Genomic DNA, 23371 nt, shown 5'->3' on the forward strand with positions numbered 1-23371 from the left:
GGACGGAGCGAATGTATAACATTAAGTTTGTCTATCTTTTCAACGAGAATGTCTCGCCAGCGCTTTTTGCGAAAATTATCCGCCCGTCCGTTGCCGGGCAGTGGATTATGTCGGTTCCTGACAATTCGCTGCGCTCCCTGTTCACACGCTACGATTTGCTGCACGCCATCACTGGCGCGAATCCTTATCAGTCAGGGCGTGATACCCGTAAGCTGATTGTGCAGGATCTCGATATGGGCAGGGTCGTTGCTATCGACGAAAGCTATCGCAACTGGTCGTCGGTGACGGAGATGTTTTATATCAATTCTGATGGCCGTCTGCAGGCCGCCTCGTTGAACGGTCTGGGCTGGTACCCGGTAAGCACTATTGTCGATCGTTACGAAACGATGGTGCGAACCTATGGTTCTCGCCCTGCGCCAACAGTGCTGCCGAAGCAGGTTGTGAAATCCAAAACGGCACAGATGCCGGATAAGCCGACACCGGGCAAAGACGGTAAAACCTACGCGGCGCAACTGCAGGAGATGACCAAGGCAGAGCGTTGGCAGGCACGTAAGGATCTGATTGCGAAGGGAAGCAATAGCGTGTATCCCGACGCGCAGATTGCGGCTAAACGCCTGGCGGCGAATAATATCGCGGTAGAAAAAGCGAAACTCGCGGAGAATGTATATAAGACCGTGAACCCGCTGGAAACCACGCCTGGGGTGCCTGAGGGGTGGAAGGATATTAGTAATGATGCAAATGCGTTGAAGAAATATGGTCTGGAAAAGGAAGTTCTTTTTGATCATGCTGATACGCCTGATTTCCTGGCGCGAGTTTATCAACCTGATTCTGCGGTTTTTGGCAGTGACATGAACCCAACATTAGTGTTCAGAGGATCAAGGCAACCTGAGTTTTTTCCCACGAAGAACATGTCTGACTGGATAAACAATGGTGCGCAGGGTTTAGGTATGGAGTCGGATTATTATAAGCGGGCAGTACGTTTGGGATCACGTCTAGCTAAGTCGGTATCCAAAATTGATATCGCAGGCCACTCTCTGGGAGGTGGGTTGGCTTCTGCTACCTCTATTGCAAGCGGTCAAGCGGGATGGACATTTAATGCAGCTGGTTTGCATTCAAGCACTGTTGAAAAATATGGCGGAAGCTTGCTGGGTGAGTCGGATAATATTCAGGCTTATCGCGTTGAAGGCGAACTGCTGACAAAAGTACAGGAAGTTAATCTTGCGGAAGACTATAAAATGTTGAAAGGTCACATACCAACACTTATAGCCAAAGAAGAAATCTCTGCCATTATGCCCAATGCTGCCGGTGTCGTACACGATCTTCCCGGTGGGACAGGAGGTCCGTTGGATCGCCATGGGATTGGTCAGGCAATAGATTGCATTGAACAGCAAAAGGATGAAGACATTTCAATTATCAGGAGTCGAGTATGAAATCATTCTTATCGGGCTGGATAATGCTTTGTTTGATTTTAATGGTTCAGGGGTGTAAACAAAATATGGATTTAAAACCAGATAATTATTTTAGCGGACAACAGCTCACATTAGCTCGTGCAATCCAGAATGGTGAAGTTGATGGGGTTATTAAATTAGCTTCAGAGGTGGATTTAAATAAGCCCGGTAAAGAAGATATGACATTGTTATTTTGGGCTGTAATGAATTCGATAAATAATAAAAAAACACCGAAGCAGTTAAGCATTATCACCAGTCTGATTAAAGCGGGTGCAGATCCTCTGCAACCGAGACCACAAGGAAAAAATAGTCCAGCTGAGTTCGTTTTAATGGCAGATAGTGCAGACTGGATCAAGGCGATGTTGGATGCAGGGTTATCGCCTAATGCAGTTGATAAAACCTTCGACAAACCGATAATTTTCCAAACTCTTGAAGCCAAAAATACTGAGACGTTGCAGGCTATGCTTGATAAAGGTGCCGATATAAATGTCACCGATTCTTTAGGAAATACGTTACTTATTGATGCCCTGGATTTCCACTCGTATGATCATGTTCTTCTTTTACTTGAACGTGGAGCTGACCCTGAAATCAAAGCAGATAATGGATGGACGATGGGTAATCAATTGCAGCGTTTCCTGAGCAGGGCGAAGGAAGGCAGCGACGAATATAAAAAACTTAACGAAATTAAAGAGGCTCTTATTCAACATGGCGGGAAATGGCCGCCGGCTCCGGTTAGATAGCATATGCATTTCACTGCTCGCCTGATGCTGATTTTCATCGTTCTGTTACAGGGATGTAGACAGAATTCAGATCAAAACCCACAAGACTACTTCAGCGGCCAGCAACTTGTTCTGGCTCAGGCTATTGAAAGCGGCAAGATAGATGAAGTTAAAAAACGTCTAACGGGAACCGATCTCAACAAGCCTGGTCAGCGTGATATGACGCTGCTTTTTTGGGCGCTGATGAATACGCTCTATGATAAGAAAACGCAACCGCGCCTACAGATTGTCACGGAGCTGATAAGGGCTGGAGCCGACCCGCTTCAACCAAGGCCTAATGGAAAAAGTAGCCCGGCAGAATTTGTTCTTATGGCGGACAGTGGGGAGTGGATAAAGGCAATGCTGGATGGTGGGTTATCCCCGAATGCGAAAGATAAAATATTTGATGAACCCATTATCTTCGAAACCATTAAAGCCAAAAATACCAGAACGTTGGAAGTGATGCTTGATAAAGGAAGCAATATTGATGTTGCTGATTCATTAGGAGAAACGCTGTTGATTGATGCCCTTGATTACGGAGCCTATGATCATGTACTTCTTTTGCTGCAGCGTGGAGCAAACCCTGAGATAAAAGCTGAAAGTGGCTGGTCGATGGGAAATCAATTGCAGCTCGAACTGGATAGAGCGAAAGAGGGGAGCGAGTTGTACAAGAAGCTCAACGAAATTAAAGAGGCGCTTATTCAACATGGCGGGAAATGGCCACCGACTCCAGTTAAATAGGATATGTATAGCATATGCATCTCGCTGTTCGTCTGATGCTGATTTTTATCGTTTTGTTTCAGGGATGTAGACAGAACACAAATCAAAATCCGCAAGACTACTTCGGTGGCCAGCAACTAGTTATGGCTCACGCTATTGAAAGTGGCAAGTTCGAAGAAGTTAACAAACTTGCCCCAAAAACCGAGCTCAACAAACCAGGGCAACATGATATGACTCTGCTGTTCTGGGCTGTTGGATGCTCAATAAACGATCGAAATTCTGTCTCGAAATTAAAAATAATAACTGATCTGGTAAAGAGTGGAGCGGATCCACTCCAGCCACGTTCTAAAGGTAAAAGTAGTCCTGCAGAGTTCGTCCTCAGAGCCGATAGCGGTGTATGGATTAAAGCGCTGCTTGATGGTGGATTGTCGCCTAATGCAAGGGATAAAACATTTGACAAGCCAATCGTTTTCCAGTCAATAAAGGCTAAAAATACTGAAACGTTAAAAGTAATGTTGGACTATGGTGCAGATATAAACACAGTTAACTCGTTAGGCTGTACGCTGCTATTTGAAGCCTTGAATTATCATGCGTATGATCACGTTTTCCTTTTATTAGAGCGTGGTGCTGACCCTGAGATTAGGGCCGATAATGGATGGACGATGGTAAATCAATTGCAGAGACTGCTTAATGTGGAAGAAAAAGATAGTGATGAATATAAGATGTTAATAAAAATAAAAGATGCTGTCGTTGCGCATGGCGGGAAGTGGCCGCCTGCACCGGTTAAATAGGCAACATAAAGAACATGAATCTCACCACTCGTCTAATACTGATTTTCATCCTTCTGTTACAGGGATGTAGACAGAATACAGATCAAAATCCACAAGACTACTTCAGCGGCCAGCAACTGGTTCTGGCTCAGGCTATTGAGAGCGGCAAGATAGATGAAGTTAAAAAACACCTAACGGGAACCGATCTTAACAAGCCTGGTCAGCGTGATATGACACTGCTCGTTTGGGCGCTGATGAATACGCTCTATGATAAGAAAACGCAACCGCGCCTACAGATTGTCACGGAACTGATCAGGGCTGGTGCCGACCCGCTTCAACCAAGGCCTGATGGAAAAAGTAGCCCGGCAGAATTTGTTCTCATGGCGGACAGTGGTGACTGGATAAAGGCGATGCTGGATGGTGGATTATCACCCGTTGCTGAAGACAAGACATTTCATGAACCCATAATATTTGAAACCATCAAAGCTCAAAATACTGACACTCTTGTTGTTATGTTAGATCGGGGGGCTGACATTAACGTCACCGACTCACTTAATAGCTCATTATTGTTTGAAGCTTTAAATTACCATGCTTATGAGCACGTCATGCTACTATTGAATCGTGGTGCTGATACTGAAATCAAAGCCAAGAATGGCTGGACGGTGGGTAATCAACTTCAACGTTATCTGGATAGGGCTAAAAAAGACAGCGACGAGTATAAAGATCTTATTGCTATTAAAGAATCACTTATTCGACATGGTGGTAAGTGGCCACCAGAGCCGGTCAAAAGAGGGATTGAGTGAATATAACCGCGAAAAATAAAATATTCTATTTCTGGGGCATTATGGATGTCATTGGTATTGTGTTTTATTCAATTGGCCCATACCACTTGCTTCAGTCATGGTGGGGTTCTACTGGCGGGAACTTTGGTGTCATTATTTTTATGCTGATAGCAGGAGGGGTAAACGGTTTATTGGCGGGGCTTTTTTACCTCGTTTACCTTCTGTGGCCGGTTTCATTATGCTTCTCTGCCTGGTTTTTTTTCACAACGCACCGATATGCCGTCCGGTTTGCTCTGGCGCAGGAAGTACTGCGCCTGCTCACCATGAGTTGTTCGGTGACCTTGTTCCCAATGATTATAGTCGGTCTGGGAATGAGTGTTATCCCTCTCAATATTACGCTGTTTGTTTTTTCTGAAATAGTGAAAATTGGTTCGCTCATATTTGTAATGAAAAGATGTGGTACTGGTGACAGGGTCTAAACAAAATAGTATCTACCAAGTTTGGAGTTTAAATGAGATACATGGATAAACAAACCTGCACGGCGATGGATTATATTGAAAATGCACTCGGCGTTATTCAAGGACGACTGTCTACCCATCCTGATTTTTCTTTGTATACAGCGGCTGAAAATCAATTGATTTATGTCAGGAATGTTCTGACAGGAAAGGAAAAAGATAAAAGCAAACTCCACGCGTTAAATCTTGGTGCTATGGCTTCAAAAGAATTTGAAACTACCGATGAAGAACTTGCCAGGCATCTTTCAAATGTAAACTACATCGCTTCGCAGATGGCTCGAGGGGTAAAGGTGATTCTTCCTCATGAGCAAGACAATGAATATCTAAAAAGGCAAAGGCGGTATCGAAATTAAGCAGATGATGACTTGTACATATCTCAAAACATCTTGTCAGAAATCTCGTCTTTGTTAATACATTCATTTGGCATAAAACATTACGGAATAAAGATTATGCTCAACCGAATTACCGTTCAGCTCCCGGTGGAGGGGCTTCTTTTCTGGAAACTGACGGGCCGCGAGGCGATGTCCGAATCGTTCGCGCTGACGCTGACGCTGCTCGGCAAGGATGCGCGCATTGACCGCAGTAAACTGCTGGGGCAGCCGGTCACGGTCACCATTCCGACGCAGAATCTGCTCACTTCCCGCTACATCAACGGCAAAGTCACACGTGTGGGGGTTAGCGCCGTTGAACTGACGGGCACCCGCTATGCGGTCTATCAGTTGACGGTAGAGCCAGATTTGTGGCCGATGAAACGTGACCGTAACCTGCGAATCTTCCAGGGCCAGACGGTGCCACAGATTGTGAAAACCCTACTGGGTGAGCATCAGGTCAACGTTGAGGATAAACTCACCGGCAGCTACCGGGTGTGGGATTACTGCGTGCAGTATCAGGAGTCCAGTCTGGACTTCATCAGCCGTCTGATGGAGCTGGAAGGGATTGCGTATCACTTTAATCACGAAGCGGACAAACATACGCTGGTGCTGACCGACGCCGCGACGCAGCATCAGCCGTTCAGTGGCTATGAGGTCATTCCTTACCACCAGACACCTTCGGGTGGCAGTACGGACGAAGAGGGCATCAGCCAGTGGGCGCTGGAGGACAGCGTCACGCCGGGGATTTACAGCCTCGATGACTATGACTTCCGCAAGCCGAATGCGTGGCTGTTCCAGGCTCAGCAGAACCCGGCGTCACCGAAACCGGGCAGCATCGACGTCTACGACTGGCCGGGTCGCTTTGTGGAAACTGGGCATGCGGAGTTCTATGCCCGTATACGCCAGGAGCGCTGGCAGGTGGAGCATCAGCAGATTCAGGCCACCGCGACGGCGGCAGGAATTGCACCAGGCCACACCTTCACGTTAACCAACGCGCCGTTCTTCAGCGATAACGGTGAGTATCTGGTGACGGCCGCAGGTTACCACCTTGAAGAGAACCGCTACGCCAGCGGCGAGGGGGAAACCATTCACCGTACTGATTTCACGGTCATCCCGTCGGCGGTGGTCTACCGTCCGTTGCAGTCCACGGCGTGGCCACGTACCTACGGTCCGCAGACCGCGAAAGTGGTGGGACCGCAGGGAGAAAGTATCTGGACAGATAAATATGGCCGCGTGAAGGTAAAATTCCACTGGGACCGTCTGGCGAAGGGCGATGACACCAGCTCCTGCTGGGTACGCGTGTCGAGTGCCTGGGCAGGCCAGGGCTACGGCGGAGTGCAGATCCCGCGCGTCGGTGATGAGGTGGTGGTGGACTTTATCAACGGCGACCCGGACCGTCCGATTATTACCGGCCGTGTGTATAACGACGCGAGCATGCCGCCGTGGGCGCTACCGGCTGCGGCTACGCAGATGGGCTTTATGAGCCGCACGAAAGACGGTTCCGTCGACAACGCCAACGCCCTGCGTTTTGAGGACAAAGCAGGTGCAGAGCAGGTGTGGATCCAGGCCGAGCGCAATATGGATACCAGCGTTAAAAACGATGAAACGCACAGCGTCGGCGGGGAACGCAGCCATTATGTTAAGAAAAATGAATTGCATCGGGTGGAAGCAAACCAAATCCAGGCTGTAAAAGGCGGAACCGAAATCCTGACGGGTAAAGGCAAGCTGGATGCGGCGGTAGAGCAGTATGTCATTGCTTCCGGGACGAAGTTGCGGCTGGTCTCTGGTGAAAGCGCCATTGAGCTGAATGCTAACGGCAAAATCAACCTAATCGGGAAAGAGTTTAACTTCTTTGTTGAGGGCGATGGTTATATCACCACAGGCGGTAAGCTGCATCTGAATACCTCCGGCACAAATCCAGGTACCACGGCACCGGGGGCGGGACATAAAGGGGATATTGATGCGGCGGTGCAGGAGAAATTTACGACCAAAGGTGAGTAAGGCAGGAGCGGTGCTTGTCACGTTATTAACGACGGGAATGGCTGGAGGAGACGCACAAATAAAGGATGTTTGGAAGTTCATTTCCATGATGAGTGATTCACTCAGAACGTTATCCGTTATGAATCTGAGTGCTGCACCGCTTCAGTTTAAAATGATAAAAGATAATGAATATATTAACTTCTACAATACTGAGGATATCCAACTCGCTGATGGAACGAACATAACCGATATTGGTTTACGTTTAAGTAAAGAAAGTGGTGGTGCAGCTCCTTTACTCAATTTTTCGCCAACTGGTCAATGTATAACACTCGATACCGTTAAAAAGCACCATCCGCAACTGGTGTTAACAGACTATCCGCGAGGCCGCTCTGAGAACGAAGTGACCAGTTATACAGCACCAAAAGATATGAATGGACAAAAAGTGAGCTTCAGTTTCACCATGAAAAAACCTGACTGTCTTGATTCAGTCGTCATTAGCGCCGACTAAGAAATATTGCCTCCATGTTCCACTGTTTTCTCCTGTGGTGAGAAACGCAATACACATTCCGTAAGTGGCAAATAACGTGAAAAAGTGCATCCCGACATATCTCTGCTGTGCCCTGATGTTGACCTGTCTGAGCAGCTATGAGGTATTGGCTCAACAAGTTTTAGTAAAACAGGATTTTTCTGTGCAGGTAAAAGACCATACTGTCGCATTGGGCGACAGGTGGACTCATGACGTTGCGCGTAAAATCGAGGTGCCGATTGAAGGTAATTTTGTTGGTGAGGTTCCTTTTGACGGAACCAATTATAAATTCTACCAGCATCAAAGGGCTGGGTTAGAAATATTCAGTTCCAATCTCTGGTGGGATAAAGCGGAAAGACGCGTTGATGATTATATCGTGTCGCAGATTACGCTGACGGTAGCGGATATCAAAATGCCGCGTGGTATCCATGTGGGTTCAACGACGACGGAACTGAATAAAGCATACGGTGACGGTCTGGTCGAAAATGATTCCGGGGAACGGTGGGTTTCCTATGAATCAGGCAACAAACTGCTCTCTTTTGAGATTAAAGACAGCAAGATCGCGAAAATAACAATGAATTACGATAATGGTACTTCAGAGTGATTATGACCAGAAAATATTTGGCACCTGCCTTGCTCGCAGCTTTATTGACAGGCACTGTTGAACCGTCATTTGCGCTTGAATTATCGCAATACAATAACCTCGATACGGTAAGTCGCATCGTTGACGACAGTGCAGTGACAGACAATCTCAGGAAGGCGCTGGGTCGAGATTACGAGACGTTTATTGATAACTTTGATGTCTTTGGTGAACCGCATACCACCACAGGTGGAGGATTGTTTGTTGAAGGTTGGCTAAAAGATCTTTATCAGGAGAACGCATCAGCTCTGGTCATCAATCCTGACGGCAAAATCTTTGCGGCCTGGGTGGTTCCGGAGTCTGACGTTATTCATTATCGGTCATCTGATAATAGTCCGGATATTCATGCCGATATTCGGCAATGGGCCGCCAGATTCAAGACGATGCATTTTGCAACGCACAGCCATTCAAAACTCGCTTTTGATGGGGAGTGGGTTGGCGAAATCGGGAACGATTCGACGTTAACCCTGCGGTTAGCTGAATCAGGCAACCGTATCACTGGCTCTTATTGCTATATCTCCCGGCAGGGAAATCGCATAGATTGCCCGGAAGATGATGAGCGTAATCTTAGCGGTACAATCGCTGGCAATCGTGCGAACGTTGAGTTCAACTCATCGTTTGGCGGTACGGGCGGACATGCTGTTCTGGAAATAAAGGGGAGTGAAATGGAATGGCGTTTAGCTACTCCTCCTCAAAATGGACATTATTATACTCCGCAGCGTTATACGTTACGTAAAACCGCTTCGGTTCATAACGCTGAAACCAGAAAACTGGATACCGAAAAATTCGCTATTTCACTGGTAAATAAATGCGGTCAGTTTGATAGTGAATGTGACCAGATGTATTACCTCGGCGTACGGAAAAGTGATAACAGTACGATCTCTTTAAAGGGAAAAACGTTGCGCGATCCCGCAGGTAAAGTTATTGGCTCAACGTACAACAATGGCGAGATCGTTTACACCGTGACGTATTCACCCGCGAAATTGATTGTCAGCAAAGGCAGCCATATTTTAGTCGACCAGTCAGGTCATTGGCTTACAAAATAATATAGCCAGCCAACAGGCCAGCGTGGATTGGCCATTCCTCTCTCAATAGTCATCATCCCGAGTTCACTTATGAAATACACCCTTCAGGAAGGTTCGTTTTCCCTATTCCCTGCTGCCTGGCAGGATAACAGCATGAACATTATTCGTGATGACGAAAGCGGGTTGTCCGTGGTGGTCAGCCGCGGCGTGATTCCGGACGGCAGCGACTATGAACAAGAGTTCCACCGCCAGTGGGATGCGCTGCGTCCTCAGATGGGTGAGATTGCCCAGAGTGAATTCCGGAACGTAAAAGCGGGTCCTGACGGAAAAATTAATGGGCTGGAAGTTGAGACCACCTTTGACCGTAATGGCCAGCGCCTGTGGCAAAAACAGCTGGCCGTTCAGGCACCGGGCAAACCGGTATTGATGATTTTTACCCTCTCGGCACTCAGAGCCTTCACCGAAGAGGACGAGGTGCGCTGGGGCGCGCTTAAGCAGAGTCTGACGCTAAACGACAACCGGAATGTGTAAGGCATGAGCGATAGCAACGCAGCCCGTAAGGGCGACGAGATTATTCACTCCAGCATTTTTGCTGACATCACCAGCATTGTGGCGGAAGGTGCCGCCTATGCGGTGATCGGTGCGGCGGTGGGCGCGGCAGCCACCGTGGCTGCACCATTGCTGGGGGCGGGGGCTGCTGCCGCAGGTGTGGCGGCGATTGGTTCCAGCTGTTTGCTGAGCGGCATCATTGGCGGCGTGTTGGCAAACGTGGCGGGCATCACCGACGATATCAGCAACGCTGCGGAGGGATTGGGTAATGCACTTTTCCCGCCATCACCTGCGGGTAAAATCACCACCGGCTCGAATAACGTTCTGACGAATGCGATCCCTGCTGCACGCGCGGCGGGCACGCTGACACCCGCGGATACCCCTTCACCAGAACCGCAGTCCCCGGGTAGCTTTGCCGATTACGCGGGCATGCTGCTTTCCGCTGCCGGACAATTCGGCAGTGAAATGTGGCAGCCGAGTGTGGCATCTGCCGCAGCGGGGACTTCGCCGCTGGAAGAGGACAAGGTGGCGTGCGAAAAACACTCCGGGCCGCAGTATCTGGCTGAAGGTTCCAAGAGCGTCTTCATCAACGGACAACCCGCTGTGCGTGCGAAAGATCGCACCACTTGCGAAGGCACCGTTTCCGACGATGTCTCCCCGAACGTGATCATTGGCGGCGATACGCTGACGGTCCGCGATATCAAAAGCGGTAAAACGCCGGGGCTGGCGCTGGGGATGATTGCGCTATCCTTGCTGCGTGGGCGTCCGGGCAAGATCCTGAAAAACATGCCCTGTGCGCTGGCGGCAGCCGGCGGCGGGATGCTGGCAGATATGGCCGTCAATGCCGTGTTTGGCTCCTCGCATCCGGTTCACGCCGCCACCGGCGTGAAGGTGTTGAATGACGACGACGAACTTGACTTCTCGCTGCCGGGGCGTTTCCCGCTTCGCTGGCAGCGCAGCTATAACAGCCTGACCACCCGCGAAGGGTTGTTCGGTCTGGGCTGGGCAACGACTTTTGACAGCTATCTGACGCTGGAAGAGAACAACGCCACCTGGTTCGATGAAACCGGACGAGAGCTGACTTTTGAGCTGCCGTCGGTTGACCACGCGTTTTACAGCATCAGCGAAGGCATCATTATCCGCCGTAATGAGAGCGGCGACGTGGCGATTGCCGACGATGACGGTGCGGTGTGGCGTCTGTATAAACCAACCCGGGCGGAGCCATCTATCCTGCGTCTGGCCTCTCTCAGCGACGAATACGGTAACGCGCTGCTGACGGAGTGGGACGATCACAGCAGGCTGGTCGGTCTGCACGATGAGTTGCGGGCGATAGACGTCACCCTGCGCTATGAAGATGAACGTTTCCCGCAGCGCGTTACCGCTGCCAGTCATTTTGACGGTAACCAGACATGGCCGCTGATGCAGTGGCGCTACGATGCGCGCGGACAGCTGGTGAGTGCGACGGATGCCTCCGGCGTGGTGACGCGTGAATACCGCTATAACGACCACGGCCTGATGGTCTGGCATCGCCTGCCGGGCGGTCTGGAAAGTGAATACCGCTGGAAAAAATTTGACCACTGGCGCGTAGTGGAAAACCGCACCAGCACCGGGGATGGCTGTCGCTTTACCTATGATCTGGACGCCGGGCTGACCACCGTTGAACACTACGATGGTCAAAAACGTCAGCACTACTGGAACGCGCAAAATCTGATAGTCCGCTACGTTGACGAGCGCGGCGAGAACTGGCGCTACGCGTGGGATGACAACGAACTCCTGACCCGACGCATCGATCCGCTCGGGAACGTCGTCACCTTCGTCTACGACGACATGGGCAACCGGGTGCAGGAGATCGACGCCGACGGCAATGCCCGCACCACGACCTGGCTGGAGCACCGTGCGCTGCCGTCAGCCATCATTGAAGCCGACGGCAGCGCCACCCGGTTCTGGTACGACGAACATCACGGCCTGAAGCGTGTGGTGGACCCGATGGGGCAGACCACGCAGCTGCGACGGGATGAGTTCGGTCAGGTGGTTGAAGAGGTGGACGCCGCCGGGAACAGCCGCTACCAGGAGTACAACGAGGCCGGACAAGTCGTGCGTGCTACGGACTGCTCTGGCCGCACGACCCGCTATCGTTATCATCCGCTGGGCTGGCTGACGGCTGAGATAGGCGCTGACGGTGAAGAGACCCATTACCGCTACGACGCGGCAGGGCGTCCGGTGCAGCTTGATCGCCCGGAAGGCTGGACGGAGTCGCTCAAATGGAACGAACGTGGCCTGCCGGTGAAGCATGCTGGCGCAGACGGGAAAGAAAGTGAGTTCAGATACGATGAGGCAGGGCGCTTAACCGCCACCCGCAATACCCGGGGCGAAGAGGTTCGCCGCCGCTGGGACAGCCGCGGGCGTCTGATTGCTCTGGAAAACGAAAACGGCGAAGCGTATCAGTTCCGCTGGGGCGCAGACTCGTTGCTGCTGGAAGAGGTGGGGCTAGATGGGGTGGCCTCGCAGTATCGCTACGACGCCTGCGGGCGCACGATAGCGCGTACCTTTGCCGCCGGTCATCCCGAAGCCATTTCTCACGCCTTTGCCTGGAGCGCGAGCGGCCAGCTGGTGGCCCGCACTACGCCGGAAGGGCAGACCCGCTACCATTACACCCCGTCCGGGCTGTTAAGCCGGATTGGACTGCACCCTGCGCTTTCAGCGGACGCCTGGACCACCGAGGCAGAGCAGGAACTTGCCTTTGAGTATGACGCACTCGGTCGCGTGACGCGCGAGGCGGGCGAGCACGGCGAGCTGGCGTGGCAGTACGACGCGCTGGGCAACCGCACGTCCGTCACGCTGCCCGATGGCCGCGAGCTGAAGCAGTTCTACTACGGCAGCGGGCATCTGCTCAGCATTGCCCTCGATAAGCTGTCGGTCTCTGACTTTACCCGCGACGAACTTCACCGGGAGACCAGCCGCACCCAGGGGCTGCTGACCACCCGCAGCGAGTACGACCGCCTCGGTCGACTGCACCGCCGGGACGTCTTTACCGGCAATGCGCAGCGCCCGTCGCCGCGCCGCTGGTCCCGCCGCTGGGATTACGACTACCGCAATAATCTGGTGCGCGAAGAGCGGGACGATAACCCGTTCAGCTGGTACCGCTGGCAGTACGACAGCGCCGGGCGCCTGCTCGTTCAGGACGGCACGCTGCCTGGCCAGGAGCAGTGGCGCTGGGATGCAGCCGGTAACCCGCTCGAAGGATCTGCTGAGAAGGTCACGCACAATCGCCTGACGCAGCTGAACGGCATTCGCTGGCGGTATGACATTCACGGCCGCACCGTGGAGAAGGATAACGGCCAGACCCGCTGGCACTACCGCTACGACGGCGAACATCGCCTGACGGAAGTCATCAGCCAGCCGCGGGATCGCAACAAACCGCAGACGCAGGTGAGCTTCCGCTACGATCCGCTCGGACGCCGCATCAGCAAAACACGCCGCCAGATGCTGGGTGGACAGCCAGTCGGTAAGCCGGTCACCACCCGGTTTGTCTGGGAAGGGTTCCGCTTGCTGCAGGAGCTGCACGGAGATGTGCCGCTGACCTATGTCTACAGCGACCAGGACAGCTACGACCCGCTGGCACGTATTGATGGTGTGGATGCGCCGGAGATTTTCTGGTTCCATTGCCAGCCCAACAGCACGCCGGAGCGGATGACGGATATCGAGGGGCAGGTGCGCTGGGAAGGGGTGAACAGCGCCTGGGGCAAGCTGTTGCGGGAAAGCGAGACGCAGCTATCAGGATATTCTCAGAACCTGCGGATGCAGGGGCAATACCTGGACCGTGAGACAGGGCTGCACTACAATCTGTTCCGGTATTACGACCCGGACTGCGGAAGGTTTACGCAGCAGGACCCGATAGGGCTGGCGGGGGGGATAAATCTTTACCAGTATGCGCCGAATGCGCTGGGGTGGGTGGATCCTATAGGTTTAACCGCTTGCAAAAATGGGAGCCCTAAACGGTCAGTGAGAAACATGTCTTTTGCTGACTGGATTAAAAGAAAGGCAAAAGGTGGGAATAATACCCATGTGTATTTAGGATATAGAGATGGTAAACCTGTCTATGTAGGTATCAGTAAGGATGTAGATATTCGTGCTGTACAGCATGGTGAAAGATTCGACAAATTAGTTAGAATCACTGAAGAACCGTTAAATCGCGGTCATGCACGGAGCATAGAACAAGCAGTTATTCATAATAATCCCCATTTTGAGAATTCTATCAATAGCATAAGTCCGACAAGAAAGTTATACTCGGATGCTGTTTCGTGGGGTGAAAATTGGCTTAAAAAGAATGGGATTAATGTAAAATGGCCGACAAACTTACAGTAGTGTCAGGAAATGAAAAGCAAAAAAAGTGGCCTAAAGAAGGCGATGTTTTTTACTTTCAGTTAAATGATGGTCGATTAGGCTATGGTATGGTCTCCTTGGGTAAAATAGATGTCGGCCCATTCAAAAATGCTATAGTTATATATATATATAACTATTTTACATCTTCGCTTCAGGAAGATGCAGTATTGGCAAGAGATAATTTGCTATTGCCGCCAATTATTACTGATAATTCATGCTGGAAAAACGGTTACTTCGTAACATTTAAAACTATCGAAACGAGCGAAGTGGATATCTTACCACAACATTATTTTAAAAATCCTGTCAGAAATAAAATATATGATCAGCATGGAGTGGCAATTGACTCACCGACTGAGAATATACCAATCGGTGAAGAGTCGATTCAATTCTATAAAAGCGTTATAAAATCTATAGAAAGCTTTGTTAACTAATAGACTAGGCCGGGGGGGATATTTCCGGCCTTTTGCTTACGCCATGAGAAAAATCATAAGCATACAAACAGATACTGCCACATTAGTTATTTATGATTTGATGTCATTAAAGCATAGAATTAATGATGATGCAGATTGGTGGAGTCTTCCAGAAGATGAAGTTGAAGAAATAAATAAAGGGAATGTATTATTTCTAAATCTTGGAGATGATGGTGCCTATAAAGTTCATATTAAAAATGATGTTGATGAATATACCGGGTCACTATTTTTAAACGTACCTTCTGGAAAGGTTTTCATTGGGGCGGGAGAAGATGTCACGGGCGGAGATCTTGAGCCTGATGACTCAGATGTTATATCAGGTGAGTTTATTACTTTAAAACCTGATAGTTACAATGTTAAATATAAAAAGCATGGTTCAGATGTTCTAATTTCCTTTGCAAAAACAACGTGTACCGAAAACTCATTAGAAGAGGGAGTTTATCTCTGAATGAAAATCCACGCCCTTGTGTGGATTTTTTCATCCAAAAAAATATTAAATAATTAATTAGTTCACCACGTAGCCGTTTTTAACACTATTCTTTTTTCCTTCTGCACGCATCTTGCTTGCTTTTTTCGCGCCTTGCTTACCCTTGTCTTCAATAAGCTGTCCGTATACTCGCGACAACAACTCTACCCTGAGAAAAGCCCCCAGTGGCGGCTGATCTCCGCAGCGAGTAAGACCGCCTTGCGCGACGGCATCGCCGGGACGTCTTTACCTGCAATGCCAGGTGCCGTCGCCGCGCCGCTGGTCTCGCCGCAGGGATTACGATTACCGCAATAACCTGGTGCGGGAAAAGCGGGACGATAACCCGTTCAACTAGGACAATAGCGCTGGCGGCTACTCGTTCAGGACGGCACGCTGAGGGACAGGAGCAGTGGTGTTGGGATGCTGTCGGGAATCCGATCGGAGGATCCCCTGAGAAGATAATCCATAACCGTCTGCTGAAGGAAGTGCATAGGGATACTCTGCTTACCTATGTTTACAGCAATCAAGACAGCTACGATTCGCTGGCGAGTATCGATGACCCGGAGATTTTCTGGTTCCAATGCCAACTCGACTGCACCGTTGACGGATATCGAAGGGCAGTAACTAAGGTACAGGTTCAAGTATTAGTAATGTATTATCAGAACTGCCAGATGGAACAAGAATAAAAGTCGAGGTAATATAATGAGTGATAAGAGCATGCAAACAGTAGACCTACTGATCTCACATAGTCAAATAGTGTTACGATCCCGAGACTATGACGAAAAACTGAGTCAGTGGGGAAAAGGCAATGTTTCTCAAGGTGCTGTTCTACACAAGGATTATGTTATATTCGATCCATTACCAGAGGACGCGTTTGGAGCAAACGTCAATATCAAAATAGAGAATGCTTTCAAATTGGATGAAAATGCTCAGCGCTGTATTGTTGTACCATTTTTCATTACGGATAAACATAAACTGCAAATCGCTTCTGTAACTGAGAAATTCGATTTAAATATAGATATGAACGATAAAGTTTATTCACTTTTTTATGAGATTTGTGAAGGGGATGAAATTTACTATAATTTCACTCTTGTACCGACGAAAGAAGCTATTACTGCTAAGTTTTTGCTAGATGACCCTTGGGGAGGAATAAAAGATTATCCTCTCAAAGAAGGTTTTTTTTAAGTTAATATAAAATAAGTTAAAATTGGTATATAAAAAAACTACGTCACGCCACTGTATGGAGTTTTCGTTAAAAATAAATCAAAAGTAAAACAAGAAGTTAATCACATCGCTGTCTGTGGCGATGTAATCTTTCCCACCGCCCCCAAGGGCTGCTGACCAGCCGCAGCGAGTACGACAGCCTTGGCCGATTGCATCGCCGCGTCTTTACCGGCAATGCGCAGAGCCCTTCACTTTATGGAGCTTGAAGAAGTAGCGATTCCAGGCTCGGGGAATGTAAATTAGGTTGCTATATGAATGTTAATAAAGATGATGAACTCCTTGTAATAGTAAAGAACGAAGGAAGATTTTTTTGGTTTGTTGCCTTTAAAGAAAAGTGGGTTTTGGACAGAGTTAAATGGGTAGACGATTTTGTGAAAAGCGGGGTAGAAATAAACCTACAGGATATCCATAAGGAAAGATATGACATACCAGTAGTAAATGAAGAAAACGTACAGATATTCATTGATAACTTAATTAAAGATGGTTATTTATACGATAAGGATGATATAGCTGAGGCGTTTTACAATAGACTTTCAGAAAAAACAACCTGGTGGGATATATATGATCTAATGCCGGATTTATTTATAGACTTTGATAGTAAGCGACTATTTTCTGAATATGTTGAGAGTATGCATTATCACAAATATGTTTCTGATGGGTGGTTAGGTGAACTTGTTGGTTTCTGCAGTGATGGATCGTTACCTCAAGATGAAATGTTCTGGATAAAAAATGAAACAGATTATAGAAGCGTTGTGATCGCTAAAGGGTAAAAATATACTTTCGGCATATCATTTTTAGACTATGCAATGTTCTATTCAACACGTTAATTATTCTTTATATTAAATGAACAAAAGCCGTTACCAGCCGTTTTGACAAACTTCAATGCACTGTGTTAAAAATATATTTCTCTGCACCTCCCCAAGGGACTTTTTTATTGCTTAACACCCACTCTCCCAAGGGAAGTCGTCATTGTCAGTAACTGTGCGGTAAAAAACGGCTGGCATGATTGGTTTTTTCCTATGATTCTTAACGTGTTGTCCCAATCCGGACCCGCGTATTAAGATTAAAATACACATAAACGTTATACCAATACTGGGTGGCAAAAGAGGAGCTGCATAAGCAGTTCCAACAAGCGGTTTAAAACAGAGCTAAGAGGCAAAGGATGAGCACGGTTTACATTGTCATTTTGACCTATATAAAACCCCTTGAAGAGGTTGACGCAGCGATACCTGCTCATGTTGAGTGGCTTAAAAAGGGGTACGAAGAAGGGATATTCCTGGCGTCCGGTAGACGGATCCCAAGAAACGGTGGGGTCATTCTCGCGAAATGTGAGAGCCTTGCCTCTCTTGAAGAGCGCTTACGCGAGGATCCTTTTCAGAGGTTAAAGCTTGCGACTGCCGAAATCATTCCCTTTGAACCCAGCATGAAAACAGAACTCCTGGAAAATGTGTTTTGACCCCGCAATAAAAAAATCCACGCCAAAGCGTGGATTTTTTTCATTCAAAACAAATCAAACGTTAAACAGGAAGTTCATTACATCGCCATCTTTAACGATGTAATCTTTCCCTTCTGCACGCATCTTGCCTGCTTCTTTCGCGCCTTGCTCACCCTTGTAGGTGATGAAGTCTTCAAAAGCGATAGTCTGCGCACGAATAAAGCCTTTCTCGAAGTCGGTGTGGATCTTACCGGCCGCCTGAGGCGCAGTCGCACCCACAGGGATCGTCCACGCACGCACTTCCTTCACGCCAGCGGTGAAGTAGGTCTGCAGGTTCAGCAGCTCGTAGCCTGCACGGATCACGCGGTTCAGGCCCGGCTCTTCCAGACCCAGCTCAGCCATAAACTCTTCACGGTCAGCGTCGTCCAGCTCAGCGATGTCGGATTCAACGGCAGCGCAAACCGCCACAACCACAGAACCTTCAGCCGCTGCGATTTCACGGACTTTGTCCAGGTACGGGTTGTTCTCGAAACCGTCTTCATTAACGTTGGCGATGTACATGGTTGGCTTCAGGGTCAGGAAGCTCAGGTATTTGATTGCCGCCTTGTCTTCTTCCGTCAGATTTTTCAGCGCACGCAGCATGCCCGCGTTTTCCAGCTGTGGCAGACATTTTTCCAGCGCAGCCAGTTCCGCTTTCGCATCCTTGTCGCCGCCTTTGGCTTTCTTCTGCACGCGGTGAATAGCGCGTTCACAGGTGTCGAGGTCAGAGAGTGCCAGCTCGGTGTTGATAACGTCGATGTCGTCAGCCGGATCCACTTTGTTGTTTACGTGGATAATGTTGTCGTTCTCGAAGCAACGCACAACGTGGCCGATCGCTTCGGTTTCACGAATGTTGGTCAGGAACTGGTTACCCAGGCCTTCACCTTTGGATGCGCCTTTTACCAGGCCCGCGATGTCCACGAACTCCATGGTGGTTGGCAGAATGCGCTGAGGTTTTACGATTTCCGCGAGCTGGTCCAGACGCGGGTCCGGCATTGGCACAACACCGGTGTTAGGTTCGATGGTACAGAACGGGAAGTTCGCCGCTTCGATACCCGCTTTGGTAAGCGCGTTAAACAGGGTGGATTTGCCCACGTTTGGCAGACCGACGATACCGCATTTGAATCCCATTTCTAAATCACCTTAATATCTTGATAATCAATCCGTTAACGATAACCGATTGATGAAAAGTAAATAACTATGCCTATTATACACGTAACCCGCATGCCGCGCGGTAAAAAAGCCGTATCGGGCGGATTATTGCGCTTTGAAAGCGTGTAAGCGGTTTGTCGCTTTGGTTAACCCATCTTTCAGCCAGATTTCAGTGCAGCGAGCCGCTTCGTCTACCGCCTCGTCAATCAGTTTCTGCTCAGAAACCGGTGGTTTACCAAGTACGAAACCAACAACTTTGTTTTTATCGCCCGGATGACCGATTCCTACGCGCAAACGGTGGAAATTCGGGTTATTGCCCAGCTTGCTGATGATATCTTTTAGACCGTTGTGGCCGCCATGCCCGCCGCCCAGTTTGAATTTTGCCACACCAGGTGGGAGATCCAGCTCATCGTGAGCCACCAGAATTTCATCCGGATTGATACGATAAAACGTTGCCATTGCCGCCACGGCTTTACCGCTCAGGTTCATAAAGGTGGTTGGTACGAGCAGACGAACATCAGCGCCAGCAAGGTTGATACGTGAGGTATAGCCAAAGAATTTAGGTTCTTCACGCAGGGGAGCACGTAACCGCTCGGCCAGGAGATCGACGTACCATGCCCCGGCATTATGGCGTGTTGCCGCATACTCTGCGCCTGGGTTGGCGAGGCCGACAATCAGTTTAATCGTCACGATTCAATTCCTAATGGGTTCCAGATCTGGCGCGTAGTTTACTGTCTGACGAGCCGCTTGACAAAATTCTGCGATCTCCACAGCGGAATACGAATAATTTCTTATTTGAACAATTAGAATTTCAAGCTGTTCAAAGTCTTATTTGTAAACTTTTGTTTGGACGTTATCGGTAATTGTGATCATTCACGCAACTCATAAAAGGGGCGTTGTCTATACTTTACACACAAGGATTAGGGGCTTTTCCCCTGACAACCCAAAGTTCCGGAGGTGACACATGAAACGCAAAAACGCTTCGTTATTCGGTAACGTGCTGATGGGGTTGGGACTGTTCGTGATGGTAGCTGGCGTGGGTTATTCAATTTTAAACCAACTGCCGCAGCTTGATCTCCCGCAATACTTCGCGCATGGCGCGATATTGAGCATCTTCATTGGTGCGGTATTGTGGCTGGCAGGGGCTCGCATGAGCGGCCGTGAGGAAGTGTGTGACAAATACTGGTGGTTGCGCCACTACGACAAACGCTGTCGTCGCGACCAGCATAAGCACAGCTAGTGCTACGATAAAGAACACCGAAACGGTTCCCTGGGGAGCCGTTTTTTTTTGCATCAAGGATTGACCCTCACGTAACGTAAGGCTCCAGAGTGGCGCCACTGGCAAAGAAAAGGAGCAGTTATGTTGATTCAGGTGGGTGAGCTGGCGAAACGTGCCGGGATCACCGTGCGGACTTTGCACCACTATGAGCAAACAGGGTTGTTGCTACCTTCTGCCAGAAGCGCGGCAGGTTACCGGCTTTACAACCTGGCGGATGTCCAGCGTCTGCATATGATCCAGGCGCTGGCAAAAGCGGGGCTGGAACTTGCTGAAATCAGGGATTTCCTGGAACAGGAGTCGCTGTCGTTAACCGAGTTACTCGATGCGCAAATCACGTTGCTGGATAAACAGCTGCGCAGTATACATACGCTGCGCGACCGGCTGGTGGAGCTGCGAACTGGGCTTCTCGACGATGCGACACCGGATCTGGAATCCTGGCTACAGACTCTGGAGTTAATGAATATGTACGATCGCTGGTTTAGCAAAGAAGAGTTACAGCAACTGCCGTTTGCGGTGCAGAAGGATGCGCTGGCGGCTATCTGGTCAGGGCTGGTTAAAGAGGCCAACACGCTACTGGAGCACCATATACCCGCTACGGATGTGCGGGCGATGGAGCTGGCGACGCGCTGGATGGAACGTCTGGAGCAGGACACGGCGGGCAAGCCGGAGTTTCTCACCCGGCTGAACGAGATGCACAGCGTTGAACCGCAGATGCAGGCGCAGACCGGCATCACGCCGGAAATGACGGATTACATTACGCGTGCTTTTGCTGAATCTAAGCTCAGCATATGGGAGAAGTATCTTACTGCCGAAGAGATGGCCTTTACCCGGGCACATTACTTTGACCGCATGATGGAGTGGCCGCCGCTGGTGGCGAAACTGCATCAGGCGCAGCGGGAAAATATCGATCCTGCCACGGAGGAAGCGCAAAAGCTGGCTGAAAACTGGCTGGCATTGTTCCAGTCTTACGCGGGCACCAACCCGGAGACCCAGCAAAAGTTTCGCACTGCCATGCAGCAGGAACCGCATATCATGAAAGGAACATGGATGACGCCTGCTGTGCTTGAATGGCTCCAGCAGGCGATTGGAGTGATGATGCAGAGACGTTACTCTGCATCAGGCCACTCACAGATCCGCTAATGCGGCTTCCCGGTTAGGGTAGAAGGAGAGTCGGCCAGGGATTGGCTGCACACCTGCGCGCGCCATGGTGCGCAGGGGCTGGAATTCCAGGTTACTCACGCGCAGTTCACAGCCTTCCGGGAGACGTTTCACAAAGCGCTGGAAGGCATCCAGTCCACCGGCATCCAGCACCGGAACGGCATCCCATTTCAGCACCACAATCCGTTTCCCCGCGATGCGGGATTCGAGATCGCTGAACAGCCCCTCTGCGGCGGCAAAGAACAGTGGACCAATCACACGCAGAACCAGCACATCGTCAGGCACCTCGACGTTCACCGGGGAAAGACGCGTCATCTGCGCAATGCGACGCATAAACAGCAGGGAAGCCAGCACAATCCCGACGCTGATGGCGATGACCATATCAAACAGCACGGTCAGCGACATACAAAGCAGCATCACGATAATGTCGTCTTTCGGCGCGCGACGCAGCAGGTTCACCACCTTATGCGCCTCACTCATGTTCCAGGCCACCATCAGCAACAGGGCGGCCATGGCAGAAAGCGGCAGCCAGGAGAGCAGCGGAGCAAGGATAAGCAGGGCGAGGATCACCAGCACGGAGTGGATCACTGCCGAAATAGGGGATGTTGCCCCGGCACGCACGTTCGCCGCAGAGCGTGCGATGGCTGCCGTTGCAGTGATGCCGCCAAAGAACGGTGCGATAAGGTTGCCCAGGCCCTGACCAACCAGCTCGCTGTTGGCTTTATGCTTCGTTCCTGTCATGCCGTCCAGAACTACCGCACAGAGCAGAGATTCAATCGCCCCCAGCATGGCCATTGAGAAGGCCGCAGGAAGCAGGGCGCGCAGCGAATCCCAGCTTAACGTAAAGCTGGAACCGGGCATATCCCACGGCAGCACCAACTGTGGCAACAGCTGCGGAATACCGCTCCCCTTTGAACCATCAGCCAGAATATAGTGGAACTGCGAGCCGATAGTGGCGACATGGCCACCGAACATATTGACGATAGCCATCACCGCGCAGCCCAACAGCAGCGCGGGCAGATGGCCCGGGAGACGAATGCCCAGACGAGGCCAGATAATCAGCGTCCCCAGCGTCACAATCCCGATGGCGGCGTCGCCCAGGTTGGCGGTCGGTAGCGCCATAAACAGCGCCCCCACTTTTTGCAGGTAGTGCTCCGGTACGTGGGGCATCTGCAGACCGAGGAAGTCCTTGATCTGCATGGTCCCGATGGTGATACCAATCCCGGAGGTGAACCCCAGCGTCACGGAAAGGGGGATGTATTCAATCAACCTGCCAAAACGGGCAAGACCAAACAAAATCAAAAAGACGCCGGACATCAGGGTGGCAACCAGCAGGCCTGCCAGACCAAACTGCTGAGAAACCGGGTAGAGGATCACCACAAAGGCAGCGGTCGGGCCAGAGACGCTGAAGCGTGAACCGCCGGTCAGGGCAATGACGATCCCGGCAACGGCCGAGGTATAAAGGCCATACTGCGGTGCAACGCCGCTGCCAATCGCCAGCGCCATTGCCAGCGGAATGGCGATAATGCCGACGGTGATCCCGGCTATCAGGTCACGTAGAAAGCGTGACGAGGTGTATTTCTCTTTCCAGCAAGCGTCGATGAGGGCGCGAAAGGGCAGAACATGTGAGGAGGTTACGTTTTTCACAATTATCTATCTTCCAGATGCGCATCATCTGTCA

General features: G+C 50.2%; 23 protein-coding genes and 1 pseudogene. 21 read left to right on the forward strand and 3 right to left on the reverse strand.

Annotation, left to right across the window (positions count from 1 at the left end; all coding sequences use genetic code 11):
* The first annotated feature begins 11 nt into the window (after positions 1-11).
* The 19 genes and pseudogenes from HED65_RS00550 (at position 12) to HED65_RS00635 (ending at position 18083) form a co-directional block, all read left to right on the forward strand.
* The gene (locus HED65_RS00550) at positions 12-1430 is read left to right on the forward strand and encodes a Tle-like phospholipase domain-containing protein (protein ID WP_114976972.1); all 1419 of its coding nucleotides are present in this window, start codon (positions 12-14) and stop codon (positions 1428-1430) included.
* The gene (locus HED65_RS00555) at positions 1427-2188 is read left to right on the forward strand and encodes an ankyrin repeat domain-containing protein (RefSeq protein WP_114976973.1); all 762 of its coding nucleotides are present in this window, start codon (positions 1427-1429) and stop codon (positions 2186-2188) included. Before HED65_RS00550 ends, HED65_RS00555 begins: the two co-directional genes overlap by 4 nt.
* 3 nt (positions 2189-2191) lie before the next feature.
* Positions 2192-2947, forward strand: coding sequence for an ankyrin repeat domain-containing protein (locus HED65_RS00560; protein WP_114976974.1), 756 nt, complete (start codon positions 2192-2194; stop codon positions 2945-2947).
* A 14-nt stretch (positions 2948-2961) separates the two neighbouring features.
* Positions 2962-3717, forward strand: coding sequence for an ankyrin repeat domain-containing protein (locus HED65_RS00565; protein WP_114976975.1), 756 nt, complete (start codon positions 2962-2964; stop codon positions 3715-3717).
* Between the two features lie 14 nt (positions 3718-3731).
* On the forward strand, positions 3732-4499 hold the full coding sequence (locus tag HED65_RS00570; protein WP_114976976.1) for an ankyrin repeat domain-containing protein: 768 nt from the start codon (positions 3732-3734) through the stop codon (positions 4497-4499).
* Complete coding sequence (locus tag HED65_RS00575; RefSeq protein WP_114976977.1) at positions 4496-4957, forward strand: hypothetical protein; 462 nt, start codon at positions 4496-4498, stop codon at positions 4955-4957. Before HED65_RS00570 ends, HED65_RS00575 begins: the two co-directional genes overlap by 4 nt.
* A 41-nt stretch (positions 4958-4998) precedes the next feature.
* Positions 4999-5346, forward strand: a complete 348-nt coding sequence (locus tag HED65_RS00580) for an immunity protein Tsi6 family protein (RefSeq protein WP_114976978.1) — start codon at positions 4999-5001, stop codon at positions 5344-5346.
* Between the two features lie 96 nt (positions 5347-5442).
* A complete protein-coding gene (locus HED65_RS00585; protein WP_114976979.1) occupies positions 5443-7365 on the forward strand; it encodes a type VI secretion system Vgr family protein in 1923 nt (640 codons plus the stop codon).
* 10 nt (positions 7366-7375) lie between these two features.
* Positions 7376-7852 (forward strand): hypothetical protein, encoded by a 477-nt coding sequence (locus HED65_RS00590; RefSeq protein WP_223256793.1) that lies wholly within the window; start codon positions 7376-7378, stop codon positions 7850-7852.
* Between the two features lie 76 nt (positions 7853-7928).
* Positions 7929-8474 (forward strand): hypothetical protein, encoded by a 546-nt coding sequence (locus HED65_RS00595; RefSeq protein ID WP_223256794.1) that lies wholly within the window; start codon positions 7929-7931, stop codon positions 8472-8474.
* A gap of 2 nt (positions 8475-8476) precedes the next feature.
* Entirely contained in the window at positions 8477-9556 is a 1080-nt protein-coding gene (locus HED65_RS00600; protein ID WP_114977451.1) for an Ivy family c-type lysozyme inhibitor, read from the forward strand.
* 69 nt (positions 9557-9625) lie between these two features.
* A complete protein-coding gene (locus HED65_RS00605; protein WP_114976981.1) occupies positions 9626-10066 on the forward strand; it encodes a DcrB-related protein in 441 nt (146 codons plus the stop codon).
* A gap of 3 nt (positions 10067-10069) precedes the next feature.
* A complete protein-coding gene (locus HED65_RS00610) occupies positions 10070-14449 on the forward strand; it encodes an RHS repeat-associated core domain-containing protein (RefSeq protein ID WP_223256795.1) in 4380 nt (1459 codons plus the stop codon).
* A complete protein-coding gene (locus tag HED65_RS00615; protein WP_114976982.1) occupies positions 14428-14898 on the forward strand; it encodes an Imm26 family immunity protein in 471 nt (156 codons plus the stop codon). The genes HED65_RS00610 and HED65_RS00615 overlap by 22 nt, the downstream gene beginning before the upstream one ends.
* 43 nt (positions 14899-14941) lie before the next feature.
* On the forward strand, positions 14942-15385 hold the full coding sequence (locus HED65_RS00620; RefSeq protein WP_114976983.1) for a DUF6386 family protein: 444 nt from the start codon (positions 14942-14944) through the stop codon (positions 15383-15385).
* A gap of 720 nt (positions 15386-16105) precedes the next feature.
* A complete protein-coding gene (gene comJ / locus HED65_RS00625) occupies positions 16106-16588 on the forward strand; it encodes a competence protein ComJ (RefSeq protein ID WP_114976985.1) in 483 nt (160 codons plus the stop codon).
* Positions 16589-16725: 137 nt separating this feature from the next.
* Positions 16726-16818: pseudogene (locus HED65_RS22975) on the forward strand (RHS repeat domain-containing protein); the annotation flags it as partial.
* A 60-nt stretch (positions 16819-16878) separates the two neighbouring features.
* Entirely contained in the window at positions 16879-17397 is a 519-nt protein-coding gene (locus HED65_RS00630; protein WP_114976986.1) for a hypothetical protein, read from the forward strand.
* A gap of 392 nt (positions 17398-17789) precedes the next feature.
* Positions 17790-18083 carry a YciI family protein gene (locus tag HED65_RS00635; protein WP_114976987.1) on the forward strand — a complete coding sequence of 98 codons (294 nt, stop codon included), beginning with the start codon at positions 17790-17792 and terminating at the stop codon, positions 18081-18083.
* Positions 18084-18137: 54 nt separating this feature from the next.
* On the opposite strand, the gene ychF is transcribed toward HED65_RS00635, so the two are convergent.
* Positions 18138-19232, reverse strand: coding sequence for a redox-regulated ATPase YchF (gene ychF, locus HED65_RS00640; protein WP_010432886.1), 1095 nt, complete (start codon positions 19230-19232; stop codon positions 18138-18140).
* A 126-nt stretch (positions 19233-19358) separates the two neighbouring features.
* Positions 19359-19943, reverse strand: a complete 585-nt coding sequence (gene pth / locus HED65_RS00645; protein WP_023336005.1) for an aminoacyl-tRNA hydrolase — start codon at positions 19941-19943, stop codon at positions 19359-19361.
* A 274-nt stretch (positions 19944-20217) separates the two neighbouring features.
* On the opposite strand from pth, the gene ychH reads away from it, so the two are divergent.
* Together ychH and HED65_RS00655 are read left to right on the forward strand one after the other, a co-directional pair.
* On the forward strand, positions 20218-20493 hold the full coding sequence (gene ychH, locus HED65_RS00650) for a stress-induced protein YchH (protein WP_114976988.1): 276 nt from the start codon (positions 20218-20220) through the stop codon (positions 20491-20493).
* A gap of 120 nt (positions 20494-20613) precedes the next feature.
* Positions 20614-21672: a MerR family transcriptional regulator gene (locus HED65_RS00655; RefSeq protein ID WP_114976989.1), complete on the forward strand. Its 1059-nt coding sequence runs from the start codon at positions 20614-20616 to the stop codon at positions 21670-21672.
* Here HED65_RS00655 and dauA read toward each other — a convergent pair.
* The gene (dauA, locus tag HED65_RS00660; protein ID WP_114976990.1) at positions 21658-23337 is read right to left on the reverse strand and encodes a C4-dicarboxylic acid transporter DauA; all 1680 of its coding nucleotides are present in this window, start codon (positions 23335-23337) and stop codon (positions 21658-21660) included. The genes HED65_RS00655 and dauA overlap by 15 nt on opposite strands.
* Between the last annotated feature and the right edge of the window lie 34 nt (positions 23338-23371).

Origin of the sequence: Pantoea sp. LS15, assembly GCF_012241585.1 — a bacterium.
In the GTDB taxonomy this organism is placed as follows: domain Bacteria; phylum Pseudomonadota; class Gammaproteobacteria; order Enterobacterales; family Enterobacteriaceae; genus Enterobacter.